At 64.9% G+C, this 15,498-nt stretch carries 18 protein-coding genes; 3 read left to right on the top strand and 15 right to left on the bottom strand.

Annotated features, from left to right (window positions below):
* Positions 1-45: 45 nt before the first annotated feature.
* From SIN08_RS23355 to SIN08_RS23305, 11 genes are all read right to left on the bottom strand, one after another.
* Positions 46-819, bottom strand: coding sequence for a molybdopterin-synthase adenylyltransferase MoeB (locus SIN08_RS23355; RefSeq protein WP_322454017.1), 774 nt, complete (start codon positions 817-819; stop codon positions 46-48).
* Positions 820-850: 31 nt separating this feature from the next.
* Positions 851-2,026: a DNA replication/repair protein RecF gene (gene recF, locus SIN08_RS23350; protein WP_322454016.1), complete on the bottom strand. Its 1,176-nt coding sequence runs from the start codon at positions 2,024-2,026 to the stop codon at positions 851-853.
* Positions 2,023-3,141, bottom strand: coding sequence for a DNA polymerase III subunit beta (gene dnaN, locus SIN08_RS23345; RefSeq protein WP_322454015.1), 1,119 nt, complete (start codon positions 3,139-3,141; stop codon positions 2,023-2,025). Before dnaN ends, recF begins: the two co-directional genes overlap by 4 nt.
* A 255-nt stretch (positions 3,142-3,396) precedes the next feature.
* Positions 3,397-4,929: a chromosomal replication initiator protein DnaA gene (gene dnaA, locus SIN08_RS23340; RefSeq protein WP_322454014.1), complete on the bottom strand. Its 1,533-nt coding sequence runs from the start codon at positions 4,927-4,929 to the stop codon at positions 3,397-3,399.
* 808 nt (positions 4,930-5,737) lie between these two features.
* The gene (gene rpsT, locus SIN08_RS23335) at positions 5,738-6,004 is read right to left on the bottom strand and encodes a 30S ribosomal protein S20 (RefSeq protein WP_322454013.1); all 267 of its coding nucleotides are present in this window, start codon (positions 6,002-6,004) and stop codon (positions 5,738-5,740) included.
* A gap of 147 nt (positions 6,005-6,151) precedes the next feature.
* Entirely contained in the window at positions 6,152-6,925 is a 774-nt protein-coding gene (locus SIN08_RS23330) for an enoyl-CoA hydratase (RefSeq protein ID WP_322454012.1), read from the bottom strand.
* 39 nt (positions 6,926-6,964) lie between these two features.
* A complete protein-coding gene (gene mutM / locus SIN08_RS23325) occupies positions 6,965-7,858 on the bottom strand; it encodes a bifunctional DNA-formamidopyrimidine glycosylase/DNA-(apurinic or apyrimidinic site) lyase (RefSeq protein ID WP_322454011.1) in 894 nt (297 codons plus the stop codon).
* Positions 7,851-9,077 carry a phosphopentomutase gene (locus SIN08_RS23320; RefSeq protein ID WP_322454010.1) on the bottom strand — a complete coding sequence of 409 codons (1,227 nt, stop codon included), beginning with the start codon at positions 9,075-9,077 and terminating at the stop codon, positions 7,851-7,853. Before SIN08_RS23320 ends, mutM begins: the two co-directional genes overlap by 8 nt.
* A 105-nt stretch (positions 9,078-9,182) precedes the next feature.
* Positions 9,183-9,791, bottom strand: coding sequence for a TadE/TadG family type IV pilus assembly protein (locus SIN08_RS23315; protein WP_322454009.1), 609 nt, complete (start codon positions 9,789-9,791; stop codon positions 9,183-9,185).
* Between the two features lie 19 nt (positions 9,792-9,810).
* Positions 9,811-10,365 (bottom strand): TadE/TadG family type IV pilus assembly protein, encoded by a 555-nt coding sequence (locus SIN08_RS23310; RefSeq protein ID WP_322454008.1) that lies wholly within the window; start codon positions 10,363-10,365, stop codon positions 9,811-9,813.
* Positions 10,366-10,482: 117 nt separating this feature from the next.
* Positions 10,483-10,926 carry a pilus assembly protein N-terminal domain-containing protein gene (locus SIN08_RS23305; protein WP_416208125.1) on the bottom strand — a complete coding sequence of 148 codons (444 nt, stop codon included), beginning with the start codon at positions 10,924-10,926 and terminating at the stop codon, positions 10,483-10,485.
* Positions 10,927-11,206: 280 nt separating this feature from the next.
* Here SIN08_RS23305 and SIN08_RS23300 point away from each other — a divergent pair, with 280 nt between their 5' ends.
* Both SIN08_RS23300 and SIN08_RS23295 read left to right on the top strand, forming a co-directional pair.
* Positions 11,207-11,401 carry a Flp family type IVb pilin gene (locus SIN08_RS23300; RefSeq protein WP_322454007.1) on the top strand — a complete coding sequence of 65 codons (195 nt, stop codon included), beginning with the start codon at positions 11,207-11,209 and terminating at the stop codon, positions 11,399-11,401.
* A gap of 110 nt (positions 11,402-11,511) precedes the next feature.
* Positions 11,512-12,030 (top strand): prepilin peptidase, encoded by a 519-nt coding sequence (locus SIN08_RS23295; RefSeq protein ID WP_322454006.1) that lies wholly within the window; start codon positions 11,512-11,514, stop codon positions 12,028-12,030.
* A gap of 54 nt (positions 12,031-12,084) precedes the next feature.
* Here SIN08_RS23295 and SIN08_RS23290 read toward each other — a convergent pair whose 3' ends face one another.
* The 3 genes from SIN08_RS23290 to recR form a co-directional block, all read right to left on the bottom strand.
* Complete coding sequence (locus SIN08_RS23290; protein ID WP_416208124.1) at positions 12,085-12,648, bottom strand: Kazal-type serine protease inhibitor domain-containing protein; 564 nt, start codon at positions 12,646-12,648, stop codon at positions 12,085-12,087.
* Positions 12,649-12,726: 78 nt separating this feature from the next.
* Positions 12,727-13,953 carry a lytic murein transglycosylase gene (locus SIN08_RS23285; RefSeq protein WP_416208123.1) on the bottom strand — a complete coding sequence of 409 codons (1,227 nt, stop codon included), beginning with the start codon at positions 13,951-13,953 and terminating at the stop codon, positions 12,727-12,729.
* 14 nt (positions 13,954-13,967) lie between these two features.
* Positions 13,968-14,573: a recombination mediator RecR gene (recR, locus tag SIN08_RS23280; protein WP_322454005.1), complete on the bottom strand. Its 606-nt coding sequence runs from the start codon at positions 14,571-14,573 to the stop codon at positions 13,968-13,970.
* A 90-nt stretch (positions 14,574-14,663) separates the two neighbouring features.
* Here recR and SIN08_RS23275 point away from each other — a divergent pair, with 90 nt between their 5' ends.
* On the top strand, positions 14,664-15,089 hold the full coding sequence (locus SIN08_RS23275) for a GNAT family N-acetyltransferase (RefSeq protein ID WP_322454004.1): 426 nt from the start codon (positions 14,664-14,666) through the stop codon (positions 15,087-15,089).
* 81 nt (positions 15,090-15,170) lie between these two features.
* On the opposite strand, the gene SIN08_RS23270 is transcribed toward SIN08_RS23275, so the two are convergent.
* Positions 15,171-15,494, bottom strand: coding sequence for a YbaB/EbfC family nucleoid-associated protein (locus SIN08_RS23270; protein ID WP_322454003.1), 324 nt, complete (start codon positions 15,492-15,494; stop codon positions 15,171-15,173).
* Positions 15,495-15,498 lie beyond the last annotated feature (4 nt).

The raw sequence follows: 15,498 nt of genomic DNA, 5'->3' as shown, positions 1-15,498 counted from the left end.
GACCGGTCTCCCGCCCGCAATTGCGCAGAAGCAGATCGGGCCGGGTCAGAAACCGGCTTTATGTCTGCCGAAGCGGATCGTCTCGAAGCGTGCCGACAGCGCATCGTACATCAGGAGCCGCCCGACCAGCGGCTCGCCGATGCCGGTGATGAGCTTGATGACCTCCATCGCCTGCAGCGAGCCCATGACGCCGGTCAGCGCGCCGACGATACCGGCCTCCGCGCAGGACGGCACGACGCCTTCGGGCGGCGGGTTGGGAAAGAGGTCGCGATAGCCGGGCAGGGCAGTGCCGTCAGCACGCCTTTCATACGGCTTGAGCACCGTAAGCGAACCGTCGAAGCGGCCCACCGCCGCCGTCACCAGCGGCCGGCTTTCCGCCGCACAGGCATCCGCCAGCGCGTAGCGCGCGGAGAAATTGTCCGATCCGTCCACCACCACGTCGTAGTCGGCGACGAGCGGCCGCGCATTCGCCGCGTCCAGCCGTGTCAGATGAGTCTCGACCGCCGCATGCGGGTTCAGCCGCCCGATCGCCATACGGGCGCTGTCCACCTTGGCCGCGCCGACCGAACCGGTGTCATGGATGACCTGGCGCTGCAGATTGGACAGCGAGACCCGGTCGTCGTCGACGATGCCGAGCGTCCCCACGCCGGCCGCCGCCAGATAGGCCAGGACCGGTGCGCCGAGGCCGCCCGCGCCGAGCACCAGAACGCGCGCACGTTTCAGCTTCTGCTGTCCCGCGCCGCCGATCTCCGGCAGCACGATATGGCGCGCATAGCGTTCCAGTTCCTCGGCGGAAAGGGCAGGGGAAATTTCATTCATGCGTAGACCATAGCGCGCCGATCGCGTCTTGTCAGGCGCCGGCCGGCATGATCGTTCCGCCCGCCACCGTGAGGAACTGGGCGCGCCCCTCGATGCTGGAAAAAAGCGAGGCTTCCGTGCCGGTCATGAAGGCCTGACAGTTCAACTCCTCAAGGATGTCGAACAGGGCAGCGCGCCTTCCGGCGTCGAAATGGGCGGCGATTTCGTCGAGAAGCAGGATCGGCGCCGTGCCCGAAAGCTCCGCCGTCAGGCGCGCATGGGCGAGCACGAGGCCGACGAGCAGCGCCTTCTGCTCGCCGGTGGAGCAGTTTTCGGCCGGCATGTCCTTCGGCGCGTGGCGCACGCGCAGCTCGCTGCGGTGCGGCCCTTCGAGCGCTCGGCCGGCCGCCCGGTCGCGCGAGCGCTGTTCGCAAAGGCGCGTGCGGAAGTCTTCCTCCACGTCGACCGCCGGGCTCGTCTCCAACCCTTCCTCGACGCTGCCGGCCAAGGCGATCCGCGCCTTTGGAAAGGGCGTGTCGGAGGGCAGCCGCTCGATCATGGCCGAAAGCAGCCGCACCATCTCCGTTCGCGCGGCGGCGATCGCCACGCCCGTCTCCGCCATCTGCGCCTCGATGGCGGAAAACCAGGCATCGTCGCGCACCTCGTCGGCGAAGAGCCGGTTGCGCGCCCGCATGGCCTTTTCGTAGTCGAGCGCCCGCCGTCCGTGCGTCGGGTCGATCGCCAGCACGAGGCGGTCGAGGAAGCGCCGCCGGTCGGCGGCGGGTCCGGTGAACAGCGCGTCCATGGCTGGCGTGAGCCACATCACCCGGACCCATTCGAGCATCGCTTCGGCGCTGCGCGCCGTCTCGCCGTTGATGCGCACGCGGCGGGCCGATTCGGCGCCTTCGCCGGCCGTACCCGTGCCGATGCGGCAGGTCCCGAGCGGCCCCGCGATCTCGGTATGGACGGCGAACCCGTCCGTGCTGCCGATCCGGGTCACGTCATCCAGCGTGGCGCGGCGCAGCCCACGGCCAGGCGACAGGAAGGAGACCGCCTCCAGGAGGTTGGTCTTGCCGGCCCCGTTTTCGCCCGTCAGCACGACCGCGCCGGGCTCAAGTCCCAGCGAAAGGCTCGCGTAGTTACGGAAGTTCGCAAGCTGCAGCTTCGTTATGTGAACCTGCGCCGGGTGCCCGCTCGACCCGGCGGAAGCGGATTCTGCCGTGGTCACACCCGCATCGGCATCAGGACGTAGAGCGTGTGCTCGTCTGCCGTGTCCTGAATGATGGTGGGAGAGCCGGCGTCCGCCAGCAGGAACCGGACCTCGCCGCCGGAAAGCTGCGCGGCGACATCGAGAAGGTAGCGGGCATTGAAGCCGATCTCGATGGGCTCCGCGTCATAGCCGGCCGGGATTTCCTCGGTCGCGCTGCCGGAATCGGGATTGTTGACCGTCAGCGTCACCTGGCCTTCGGCAATCGCCAGCTTGACGGCACGGCCGCGCTCGGACGAGACGGTCGAGACGCGGTCCACCGCGGCGGAGAAGCTTTGCCGGTCGATGACGAGTTGCTTGTCGTTGCCGGCGGGGATAACGCGCTGATAATCCGGGAAGGTGCCGTCGATCAGCTTCGAGGTCAGCACCACGCTGCCGATGGTGAAGCGGATCTTGGTCTCGGAAAGCTCCACCGTCACCGCCACGTCCGGGGCGTCCACCAGCTTCTGCAGTTCGCCGACAGTCTTGCGCGGGATGATGACGCCCGGCATGCCTTCGGCGCCCGCCGGCGCCTCGATCTCGGCGCGGGCCAGGCGGTGCCCGTCCGTCGCCACGGCGCGAAGCTTGAGCGCACCGTCATCCTCCAGCGTGTGGAGATAGATGCCGTTCAGGTAATAGCGGGTCTCTTCGGTCGAAATGGCAAACTGAGTCTTGTCGATCAGGCCGCTCAGCGCTTCCGAATCCATGCGGAAGATGTGCGAGAACTGGCCGGCGGTGAGCGCTGGGAAGTCCGCCTGCGGCAGACATTGCAGGCGGAAGGTCGATCGCCCGGAAATCACCGATACGGCATTGCCGCTCTCGTCCATCTTCAGCATCACCTCGGCGCCGTCGGGCAGCTTGCGCACGATGTCGTAGAGCAGATGCGCCGGCACGGTCGTTGCGCCCGCCTGCTCGATATTCGCCGCGGTCGCTTCCGTAACCTCGAGATCGAGGTCGGTCGCCTTCATCTCCAGACTTGCGCCGTTGGAGGACAGGAGCACGTTGGACAGGATGGGAATGGTGTTGCGCCGTTCCACCACCCGGTGCACGTGGCCCAGGGACTTCAGAAGATTGGAGCGTTCAAGAACTACACGCATGACCGGTGATTCTCGCCTGGATGAAAGGTCACGGCATGGGAACATGCCTGTCACGGCTCGAAGGCCGGATTCGCAGCAAACTGACAGGAAATCAGCGTGAAAGGCAAGCCCGCGGAACGCTTGGAGCCGTTTTCCGCGGGCTTTCTGGGGAAAATGGCTCCGCAAGAACCGTTGCGGTGCCTGGCGCATCGGCCCGAAAACCGGAATCGGTTTCTCGGAAAGCACGATGCACGGATTTAAACTCTACAGCGTCCTTCAGGCCTGCTCGTTGATGAGGCGCTTTAGAAGCTCGATTTCCTGGGCCAGCTGCTTGTCGCCGCCGGATATCCCCTCGATCTTGCGCACCGCATGCAACACCGTCGTATGATCCCGCCCGCCGAAACGGCGGCCGATCTCCGGCAGCGAACGCGGCGTCAGCACCTTGGCCAGGTACATGGCCACCTGGCGCGGCTTGACGATCGTGCGCGTCCGCCGATTGGACAGGAGCTCCGTCTTGGAGACGTTGTAGTGGCGGGCGACGATGCGCTGGATGTCCTCGATGCGCACGCGCCGCGGCTCGCCGGTGCGGCAGATCGGCCCGAGGATCTCGTCGATGCGCTCCAGCGTGATCTGCGGCTCGAAGGAATGGCGGAAGATGAGCTGGTTGAAGGCGCCTTCCAACTCGCGGCCGCTCCCCGTAACCGCGCGCGCCACGTGTTCGAGGACCTCCTCGGGGATGTTCAGCGACTGGTCTTCCGCCTTGGCGGCGCCGAGACGCTGCTTCAGCATGGACACCCGCATGTCGTAGTCAGGCGGCCCGATTTCCAGCGACACACCGCCATTGAGGCGCGACTTCACGCGCGGTTCGAGCGATTCAAGCTCCGAGGCCGGGCGGTCGGCGGCCACCACCACCTGGCGGGCGCTGTCGAGCAGCATGTTCAGGAGATGGCAGAACTCGTTCTGGATCGACTTGCCCTGCAGGAACTGCATGTCGTCGATGATGAGCAGGTCGATATCGCGCAACTGCTCCTTCAGGGTCAGGGCGTTGTTGTCGCGAATGGCTGTGGCGAAGCGCCACATGAAATATTCCGCCGTCAGGTAGACCACACGCGATTGCGGCCGGCGCTTGAGGGATGCCGCGGCGATGGCTTGCAGGAGATGCGTCTTGCCCAGCCCGACAGAGGCGTGGAGGAAGAGCGGGTTGAAGCGGATGGCGCCCGCGTCGGACTCCGCCACCGTACGTGCTGCCGCGCAGGCCACCCGGTTGGATGTGCCCTCGACGAAGGAATCGAACGTATAGCGGCCATCGAGCGGAGAGCCGAGTATGCTCGGCCGTCCTGCCGGTTCCGCGCGCCCTGCTGACGCCGCGCCGGCACGTGTCCCGCCGTTTATGCTGCTGGCGCCTGTGCCCTGGGACTGGCTGGTCACCCGGCGTGTGGGCGCCGGCGTTGCCTTGGTCGGGGCCACCGCTCGGCGGGTGGCCGTGCGCACGACGATCTCGACCTTCAGGACGGAACTGTCCTCCGCCTGCCACAACTCGGTTATGAGATCCAGATAGTGGCCGTTGATCCAGGCGCGCAGGAAGGCGGTGGGGACTGAAATGCGGACGATGCCCTTCGAGACCTCCGCCAGCTTCATTCGCCCGAACCAGCTTGAATAGACCTCCGTGCCCAAACGGGCCTTCAACTGGGCCCTGACACGGTCGAATGCAGCGCTGGGCTCACTGCAATCGTCTCCTTTATCCCCCTGGGTTGCGGGATTTTGAAAAGAGAAAGCTCCCTCGACTTCCCTTTCGACGCCGCTTTGCATCCTCGTTTCCCTGTTAAAATGCTTCTGATTATTCAAACGGGCTCGCTTAATCGACATGCGTACAACCTGATACTGCCCGTCCGTTTGTTGCCAATGTTCAAGCGGGTTCCTGCGCCGGCACCTCCTTTCCCTTTTTTGCCCCCCATGGGCCAAGGTTGGTTTCACAGACACAGCCATCATGCTTCCGGCGTGTAGGCCAGAGCAGTTCCTGATTGCAGCGATGACGAATCCGCGGATCCCTCACAACTCGCTTGGGCACAAGCGTAGCGGCGCGCGAAAAAAACGCGCGGCACATATTGCCTTTTTGGCTTGGTTTTATAGGCCTGCGCCTGCCCTTGCGATGAACAGACATTACCGAAATCCGCGTGGAAAGGGCAAGGGCACGGCTAACCCTTTTTTCACGAATTGGCCTGCGCAAAAGCCTTCGATACGCGGCCTCGAACGGCGCAAAAACGCTTAAGCTGTTTTGATTCAAGAGGCTTTTCACGGGTGCTCTGGAGCGCCCGTTCCCGGAAAAAAAATCCAAAAAAAATGCTTGACATCAGGAGGCGGAACAGGTCCTTCGCATGACAAGTGTCGCCTGTGGATAAACTATTACAAGAGACTGATAATATTGGATAATTCCTTCCACGGCTCAAGGGGCGTCCGGACTTCTATGACAGTTTTCCTAGGCGCTTGAAAAAATGATGCCGGCAAATGAAAAAGCGCGCGTGGCCGGCGGCCCCCACGTCTCGTCCAACACATTGTCCGGCAAAGAAAAACCCGGCCCCGCGAGGGACCGGGTGGATGGTTGTCGCTGGAAGGCTGTTCAGGCGTTCAGCATCTTCACGCGCCGGGCAAGCCGCGAAACTTTCCGCGAGGCGGCATTCTTGTGCAGGGCGCCCTTGGTAGCCGCGCGCATCAGTTCCGGTTCGGCGGCGCGTAGTGCGTTTTCGGCTGCGCCCTTGTCGCCTGAGGCCAACGCCTCTTCGACCTTGCGCACATAGGTGCGCACGCGCGAACGGCGGCTCTTGTTGATCGCGGTCCGGCGGGCGATCTTGCGCACCGCCTTTTTGGCCGAAGGTGTATTGGCCATCTGTCCTCTCTCGTTTCAGCTGTTCCCGCCACGAATCCCGTTCAGAACAGGGAATCCGAGGCAAAAAATAAAAGGGCAGCCGACGGGCCACCTCAGTCGAGGCGGCTTATAATTCAGCCTGCCCGGCGCGTCAACGCCAAACAGTCGCTAGCGGTTCTTGAACTGCGGGGAGCGTTTTTCGAGGAAAGCCCTCATGCCTTCCTCCTGGTCGTCGAGCGCGAACATGGACTGGAACATGCGCCGTTCGAAGCGGAGGCCTTCGCCGAGAGCCGTTTCATAGGCGCGGTTGACCGCTTCCTTGGTCATCATGACGGCCGGCATGGAGAACTCGGCGATCTTGTCGGCGGTCTTGAGCGTCTCCTCGATCAGCTCGCCCGTGGGCAGCACGCGCGCGACGAGGCCGCAACGCTCCGCCTCCGCCGCTTCGATCATGCGCCCGGTCAGGCACATTTCCATCGCCTTCGATTTCCCGATGATGCGTGCCAGGCGCTGTGTTCCGCCCATGCCGGGCATGATGCCCAGGGTGATCTCGGGCTGGCCGAACTTGGCGGTGTCGGCGGCGAGGATGAAATCGCACATCATGGCCAGTTCGCACCCGCCGCCGAGCGCATAGCCGGCCACTGCGGCGATCACCGGTTTGCGCACGCGGGTGAAACGCTCCCAACCGGCCAGGTAGTTCTCCATATAGGCGTCGACATAGGACTTGTCCTGCATCTCCTTGATGTCGGCGCCGGCGGCAAAGGCCTTCTCCGAGCCGGTGATCACGATGACGCCGACTCTGGCGTCGGCGTCGAAGGCCTCCGTTGCGGTGACCAGTTCCTCGAGCATCTTGGCGTTGAGCGCGTTCAGCGCCTTGGGACGGTTGAGCGTGATCAGCCCGACGCGCCCCCGCGTCTCCACCAATATGGTCTCGTGCGCCATGAACGTCGCTCCTTCTTCTGGTCCGGCCCGGCAGTTAACCTAGCGCTGGCAGGCCGGGCAATAGAAAGTCGAGCGCCCGCCCTGAACGATGCGGCGCACCGTGCCGCTGCAGCCCTCCTTTCGGCATGCTTCGCCCGCGCGGTCATAGACGTTGAAGCTGTGCTGAAAATAGCCGAGAGATCCGTCGGCCTGCACGTAGTCGCGCAGCGACGAGCCTCCGGCCCGCACGGCCTCGGCAATCACCGTTCGGATGGCTTCGGCCAGGCGCTCGCAGCGCCCGGTCGACCCGCCACCCCTGGTCGCAAGGGTCGTCGCGCCGCGCCGCGGCGACAGCCCGGCGCGCCACAGCGCCTCGCAGACATAGATGTTGCCGAGCCCGGCAACGACGCGCTGGTCCATGAGCGCGGCCTTGAGCGGCGTGCGCCTGCCGGCGAGAAGCGAAGCCAGCAGGGTTCCGTCCAGTGCGTTCCCCGTCGGTTCCACGCCCAGTCCAGCCAGAAGCGGATGGCTTTCCAGGTCCGCCTCGCGCGCAAGCAGCATGAAGCCGAAGCGGCGCGGATCGTTGTAGACGACGCGCACCGGCGGGCCGCCGTCCTTCCCGAGATGGAACACCACATGGTCGTGCTTGTCGTTCTTGGAGCGCGGATGGTGAAACACGCCGGGCAGCGCGGCAGCGTCCTCCGCCTCGATGCGGAACGAGCCCGACATGCCGAGATGGCAGATGAGAACCGCACCGTCTTCCAGATGCATCAGGAGATATTTCGCCCGCCGGCCGAGCGCCGTCACGGCGAGGCCTGCCAGCCGTTCCGAAAGGCTCGCGGGGAGTGGGAAGCGCAGGTCCGGCCGCCTCTGCTCCACCTTGAGGACGCGCGCGCCCTCCATCACGGGCTCCAGTCCCCGGCGGACCGTCTCGACCTCGGGCAATTCAGGCATCGGCCACCGGTGGGAAAGCATGGCCGTGACGGCCCGGCGCAAGCCCAAGATGCGCCGCGACGGTCTCGCCGATATCGGCATAGGTGGCTCCAAGACCGATCGGGCCGGTGCCCAGCCCGGGGCCCGTGATCAGGATGGGGACGCGCTCGCGCGTATGATCGGTGCCGCGCCAGGTGGGGTCGCAGCCGTGATCGGCGGTGAGGACCAGCATGTCGCCCGGCTCAAGCCGTGCGAGCGCCTCCGGCAGGCGGCGGTCGAACGCTTCCAGCGCGGCCGCATAGCCGGCGACGTCGCGCCTGTGGCCGTAGAGCATGTCGAAATCCACAAAGTTGGTGAAGACGAGGTCGCCCTCCCCGGCCGCGTTCATGGCCTCCAGCGTCGCGTCGAACAGCGCCATGTTGCCGGCGGCCTTGCGCACCTCCGATACCCCCTGATGGGCGAAGATGTCGCCGATCTTGCCGACGGCGAGGACCCGTCCGCCTGCCAAGACCACGCGGTCGAGCAGGGTCGGCTCGGGCGGCGGCACGGCATAGTCGCGCCGATTCGCCGTGCGCTGGAAGCTCTCGGCGTTCTCGCCCGTAAAAGGGCGTGCGATCACACGGCCGATCCTGTAAGGGTCGACGAGCCGCCGCGCGATTTCGCACAATCCACAAAGGCGCTCGAGGCCGAAATGCGACTCGTGCGCGGCAATCTGGAATACCGAATCCGCCGAGGTGTAGCAGATGGGCTTTCCCGTGCGCACATGCTCCTCGCCCAACTGTGCGATGATCTCGGTGCCGGAGGCGTGGCAATTGCCGAGAATGCCGGGCAGGCCGCCTTCCGCGACCAGGCGGTCCGTCAGATCCGCCGGAAAGGTGGGCACGGTCTCTGGGAAATAGCCCCATTCGAAGGGCACCGGCACCCCGGCGATCTCCCAATGGCCGGAGGGCGTGTCCTTGCCGGAGGATTTTTCGTCCGCCGCGCCGTAGAAGCCTGAAGGCGCGGGCGCCGTGGGCACCTCCCTGCCGGCCGCGAGCGCGGCTGCATGGTCGAGCCCGAGAGCCCGCAGATGCGGCAGTTCGAGCGGGCCTTGCCGGACTCCCGCCCGATCGGCCTCCCCCGCAGCGCAGGCCGCCAGAATATGGCCGTAGGTGTCCGCGCCCGTATCGCCGAAGCGTTCGGCATCGGCGGCGTGGCCGATGCCGAAGGAATCGAGAACGAAAAGGAAGGCGCGCGCCATGGGCCTGCTCCGGATTGCAGTCCAGACATAGGCGCGCCGGTGCGGCTTGGCAATTGTATCACGCGCGTGCAGGCCGCCGGCGGCCGCCTGCCGGGCATGAGCGTCTCAGCAGTCGCCGCAGGGAATGATCGAGCTGACGCGCGGCTGCTGGTAATACCGCTCGCCCAACATGTCGAGTTCGTCGAGGGCGGCCAGATGAAGTCCCTGCTTGGCCGCGGGCGACCAGGCGATGATCGGCTGATAGCCGAGGCTGGCTTCGGAACGGACGAGAAAGGTGCCGGGCGTCTTCAGGGCTTGCGGGATCTCGGTAATGGCGCCCGGCTTTTCCGCACGCTCGGCGACACCATCGGTATAGCGGCGCGACCAAAGGACCACGGCCTTGGGCGTGCTGTCGTTCGTCACCTCGATGGCGGTCACCGTGATGGTCGGCGCGCTGCGCCGGTAGGGCTCGAGCGTGGCGCCGCTGATGCTCATGATGGCGTCCAACTCGCCGGGCGTGACTTTCGGCTGCTGGGCCACGAGGTCGCCCACCTGGATCGCCACGCGGCCGAGCTTCTTGTTCACTTCGATCGCCTCGGCGAACTCCAGCGCCAATATATAGATACCGAGGAGAACGGGGACGGCGATGGCGAATTCGATCGCCGCGATGCCCCGCGTCTCGGAGCGAAAGCGCCGCAGGAGCGAAAAGAGGCGATTGTTCTTGATGCCGGTCATCGTCGTCGCCTCCCTGCTTCTAGTTGAAGGGCTCGTTCTGCCAGGTTGTGGTGGCGAAGAGCAGCTTCTTGCCGTCACGCTTGCCCGAGAGCACGTCGTGCAGGAACGACATGAGAATCGGCCACCCGTAGGAGACCCGCAGCACGTTCTTCGACAGCGCGTCGCCCGGATCGACCTCCGGAGAGGAGGGGACAATCTCACTGCGAAGCGCGTTCGCCGCATCGCGGAAGGTGTCGAACTGGCGCAGATCCACGCTGAGCGCGGGGCAGTCGCTGGGGAACAGAACGGTCATGCGCACGCAGATCAGATCGTGCAGCTTCTCCTCGTTCATGTCGTCCGCCTTGAGCTGGCCGGTGCGGAACTGGCGGGCGATATCGTCCGTCGCATTGGTCATCAGCTGCTGGGCGGCGAAGGCGATGCAGCTCTCCAGAAGCGCGAACACGACGAGGAAGAACACGGGCGCCAGGATGACGAACTCGATGGCGACCGCGCCTTTCCGCTCGCGGCAGAAGCGGCGTAGGAGACCTCCCGGCGTCAGCCGATTGGTCGGTTTCTTCTCTTTCGGATTCCTCATGCCCACCCCGATGCCTGACGGCGACGGCGGGCACCATAGCTGATGTCGGTTGCCTTCCTGTTTGCGCGGTCGTTCAAATTGCCGGTTTTGCGGTCACCGGCCGGAAACCTTTCCGCGCTAGCGCCCCATCTCACGCTCGGAGATCAGCTCCGCTTCGGACTTGTAGGCGCCTTCGCAATACGGGGTGCACGACAATGTCTGCACGTCGGACCGGCGGTAGACACGCACGGAATTCACCGACTGCCGCGAGACCACGATCTGCTCGTCGACCACCGGCTGGCCCGCGGCATCGAAAACGACGAGGTTCGTCACGCCGAAGCCCTTGCCGGTCAGGACGATGGTGGAAGAGTCCTGCACCGCCGCGTCGGCAATGTCCGCATTGCCGATCACCACGGTGTCGGCCGGCCGTGCGAGCTTGATGATCCGCGCCTGGTTCATCACCACATGGATGCCGTCTTCGGCCTGCGCGGCAAGCGGAAGAAGCACCAGGGCCGCAAGCCCCGCCGCAATCGCTTTCGTATAACGCGAGAAGTACATGCCCGCCATTGATCCAGGCCCCATTTATTCGCCTGCATGGTGCGCGCGAATGGTGAATCGAGCGTTAAACCGAGGGGCATCCGCCTGCTTGGGCAGGTAACGCGACTTTCGGAAGAATATTTAAAAATTTAACTTATATTATACTGCCATTTACCAGGACTTATGGAGTAGCTGCGAAAGATTTCGGTAATCCTGTTTCTTAAGCGCATTGAAAGAGCTCGCAGCACATCCTCCCGCCATTCCGACCGGGGGGCTTAAGAAATCCGGCGGAAGTGCTGTCAATCGGAGCTGAAGGAGTTCTCCAATGTCCAAGCTTATCGCTCGCTTCAAGAACGACGAGTCCGGCGCCACCGCCATCGAATACGGCCTGCTTGCCGCGCTGATCGCTGTCGCCGTTATCGCCGGCGCTGGCCTGTTGGGTCAGGGTATCGAGGATTCGTTCCAAGAACTTGGGGACAATCTCAAGGCCCACACGGAGAAAACAGCGCCTGCAGATTAATTCCTGCGGTTTGCGCCGCGAAAGGGGTCGTTTGCGTTCTGCGAACGACCCTTCTCGGTTTGAGTGTTGTTTGACAACTGTTCGGAACCTGGAAGGTCGCGTAAGTAGTTATGCTCGAAGCGTCAGTATTCGTCATCTTCCCCTTCTGCATGGCCTTTGCGGCGGTCTCCGACATGGTGTCGATGACCATCGCCAACCGCATATCCCTCATCCTCGTGGCGGCCTTTGTCGTGCTCGCGCCGCTTACCGGTATGCCTTGGCTGGCGGTCGGCATGCATCTTGCCGCGGGCATGGCGGTGCTCACGGTCACGTTCACGCTCTTCGCCATCGGCGGCATGGGCGGGGGCGACGCCAAGCTGATGGCGGCGACGGCGGTGTGGTTCGGCTTCGGCATCGGTCTCGCCGATTATCTGGTGACATCCGCGCTTGCCGGCGGGGCGCTCACCCTGGCGCTGTTGATGTTCCGCAAGTCCCCACTTGCCATGCTGGCCGGCAACAATACCTTGTTGCGGCATTTTGCCGACGAAAAAGCCGGCATTCCCTACGGTGTCGCCCTCGGCCTCGGCGGGCTTCTCGCCTACGGCGAGTCGCCACTGATGCAATGGGCGCTCGCCCGCCTCGCCGGCTAATCATCCGCATCTGAAGAGAAAGCCGCGGCGGAACGTCCACCGCGGCCATTCACGTCAGCATTCGCCGGGCCGGATGAGGCGATACTCGGCGGCCCGCGCCTCGCAGGCGTTTCCGAAAGTGCGCACACGATCGCCGCGGCGCGCACAGACGGGCGCATATTCGCGCGTGCACGCCTGCGGCGGACGCCCGCCATCCGGCGGCCGGCCGGGGCTGCTCTGGCGGCACTCGCCGGGGTGGACCGGTCGGAAACCCGCAGCCCGCGCTGTGCACGCATTGCCGAAGGTGCGGCTGCGGCCGTCGCGCCGCGCGCAGACGGGCGCATATTCGCGCGTGCATGCCTGCGGCGGACGCCCGCCATTCGGTGGCCTATCGGGGCTGCTCTGGCGGCATTCCCCGGGATGAACCGGCCGGAAACCCTCGGCTTGCGCCATGCAGGCATTGCCGAAGGTGCGGCGGCGGTCGCCGCGCGCCGCGCAGACGGGCTCGTATTGCTGCGTACAGAACTGCGGCCGGTCGGGGCGCGGCGGGCGCGGTCGCTCCTCCTCGACGGCCACGGTGCAGCTCGACAGGAAAGCCACGGCGAAAGCCATGGCCCCCAACGGTTTGATGATGTTCACGAAACCCTCCTCTCAGCGTTGCATACCCTCTCCAAATTCGCCGCCCAGCGTTCCGTTCCTCTTCTTCCGGCGGGCGGCTTACCTCAACTGGCGTGCCAAATCCCCGTCCGGAAAGCAGGTGGCCGGCCGGCCGTTCTTCTCCTGCCAGGCGCCGATGGAGCGGCGCGTCTTGAAGCCGGCGAGCCCGTCGGCGCCGCCGACGTCGTGCCCCTGCCGCTCGAGCGCGCGTTGCATTGCGGCGATCTGGGCGCGGCTGACGCCGTCGATCGGCTGCCAGCCGGCCGCGAACCGGATGTCCCCGTACATGATCCGGTCGCCGGCATGGCCGACGAAGAGCGCGTAGAGATCGCTCTCGTTATAGTCCTTCAGCCGGTAGAAATTCGGCGTGACGATAAAGGCCGGCCCGCGCCGCCCGGCCGGCATCATCAGATAGCCTTCGCCGCGCAGTTCGTGGTCGGGAAACGCCTTGCCGCCCACGCGGGTCACACCCAGCGCGGCCCAATCGGCGATACGCCGCCCGCGATCGGGGCCTTCCAGCGCGCAGGAAACATTCTGAGGCACCATCACCTCGAAGCCCCAGTCGCGCCCTTGTTGCCATCCATGGATAGCCAGGTAATTGGCGATCGAGGCCAGCGTGTCGGGCACCGAGTTCCAGATGTCGGCGCGCCCGTCGCCGTCGAAATCGACGGCATATTTCAGATAGGAGGAAGGCAGGAACTGCGGCTGGCCCAGAGCGCCTGCCCAGGAAGAGCGCATCATGCGCGGCGCCACGCCCCGCTTCTCCACCATTTCGAGCGCCGCCAGGACCTCCTCGCGGAACATTTCCTTGCGCGTGGCGAGGAAGGCCTTCGTGCCCAAGACCGCAAAGGCGTCGTGCGGGATGTCCGCATTGCCGAAGCCCGACTCGCGCCCCCAGACCGCCACCACGATGCCGCGCGGCACGCCGTAGCGCTTCTCGATCGCCGAGAGCGTCCCGGAATGCTCTTTTGCCAGCCTTCTGCCGCCGGAGACGACGCCGCCGATGTGGTCGAAATAGGCGGCCGGCGCGCGGAACTCGGCCTGATGCTGCCGCGTCGCTCTCGGCGCGCTTTCGCCGGGCATCACCAGGTCAGGCAGTTTCAGGTTGGGGGATACGCCATCGAACGCGGCGTTGAAGGTTTCTGCCGAGATGCCGCGCGAACGCGCGGCAGGCCAGAGGTCGGATCGAAGCCATTGCGCGAAGAGGTCGTTCACATTCTGCGCGGTGGCCGGGAAGGGGAGGAGAAGGAGCAGTACGCAGGGCACCGCGAAGGCAAGCCGTATCAATTTCCAAACTCCCCTCAAAACGCCGTCCGTGACTTCAGAGCCGCGGCAAGCGTGCCCTCGTCGAGATAATCCAACTCGCCGCCCACGGGAACGCCGTGCGCAAGCCGCGTCACCTTCACGTCCAACCCCGCCAGCTGGTCGGTTATATAATGCGCCGTCGTCTGGCCCTCGACCGTCGCGTTCACCGCCAGGATGATCTCCGAAACCCCCCCTTCGGCCACCCGGGTGACCAGCCCGGCGATGTTGATGTCGTCGGGTCCGATGCCGTCGAGCGGCGAAAGCGTGCCACCGAGAACGTGATAGCGCACGTTCATGGCCGCCGCCCGCTCCAGTGCCCAGAGATCCGCGACATCCTCCACCACGATCAGCGTCGCCGAATCGCGGCGCGGATCCGTGCACACGGTGCAGGGATCGGCGGTATCCACATTGCCGCACACCGAGCACACCCGCACCTTCTCCAGCGCCTCGTCCATCGCAGCCGAGAGCGGAGCGAAGAGCTGTTCCTTCTTCTTGATCAGGTGAAGTGCGGCGCGCCGGGCCGAGCGCGGCCCCAGCCCCGGCACCTTGGCGAGAAGCTGTATCAGGCGTTCGATTTCGGGGCCGGCAGTGTGCTTGGACATGGCAGGATTTACCGGAAACGTACGAATTGGATGGCGGCTGCGCCACGCGTGTTAATATGAGCAGGCACAGCCGATCAGAGTATCTCCGCTATGCCTGAAATTGCGATTCGTGTCGCCACGCCTGACGATTTCGAGATGTTGTCAGGCCTCATCGCGGCTTCCTATGCAACGCTTGCCGACGGATCCTACGACCCCGGAAAGCTGGCACGTGCTCTACCCACTATATCTCGCGCAAACTCGAAGCTGCTTTCAAGTGGTACCTATTTCGTCGCCGAAGCGAACGGTGAGCTGGCCGGCTGCGGCGGATGGGCATTCGAAAAGCCCGGTACCGGCGAAGTCGAGAAGCATGTGGCGCATATCCGCCATTTCGCGACCCACCCGAAGCACCTCCGCAAAGGCATCGCGCGGCTGATACTCGAGCGTTGCCTTACCGAGGCCGTCGCGGCGGGCGCACGCCTCATGGAAAGCCGGGCCACCCTGCAGGCGGAAAGATTCTACGCATCGGCCGGTTTTTGACGCGTCGGCTTGGTGGAAGTCGAGTTCATACCCGGCGTTCTCCTGCCGGCTGTCGAGATGGAACCGAAGCTTCCGTAGCATTCAGAACGGCAATTTCATCCCCGGCGGGATGGGCAGGCCGGCCGTCATTTCCTGCGTCTTCTGCTGCATCGCCGCCTCGAGCTTCGCCTTGGCGTCGTTGTGGGCGGCCAGGATCAGGTCTTCCAGGATCTCGACATCGTCCTCCTTGAAGAGAGACGGGTCGATGTCGAGCTTCTTCATCTCGAACCTGCCCGACAGCGTCACCTTCACGGCACCGCCGCCGGCCTGGCCGTCGATCTCCAACGCGGCGATTTCTTCCTGCACGGCCTGGAATTTTTCCTGCATCTCCTTGGCCTTGCCCAACATGCCCATCAGGTCACGCATTGTC

It is taken from the genome of Chelativorans sp. M5D2P16 (assembly GCF_034427935.1).
GTDB lineage: Bacteria > Pseudomonadota > Alphaproteobacteria > Rhizobiales > Rhizobiaceae > Chelativorans.
The sequence above is the reverse complement of the archived record's forward strand: the minus strand, read 5'-3'. Positions and strand labels throughout refer to the sequence as shown.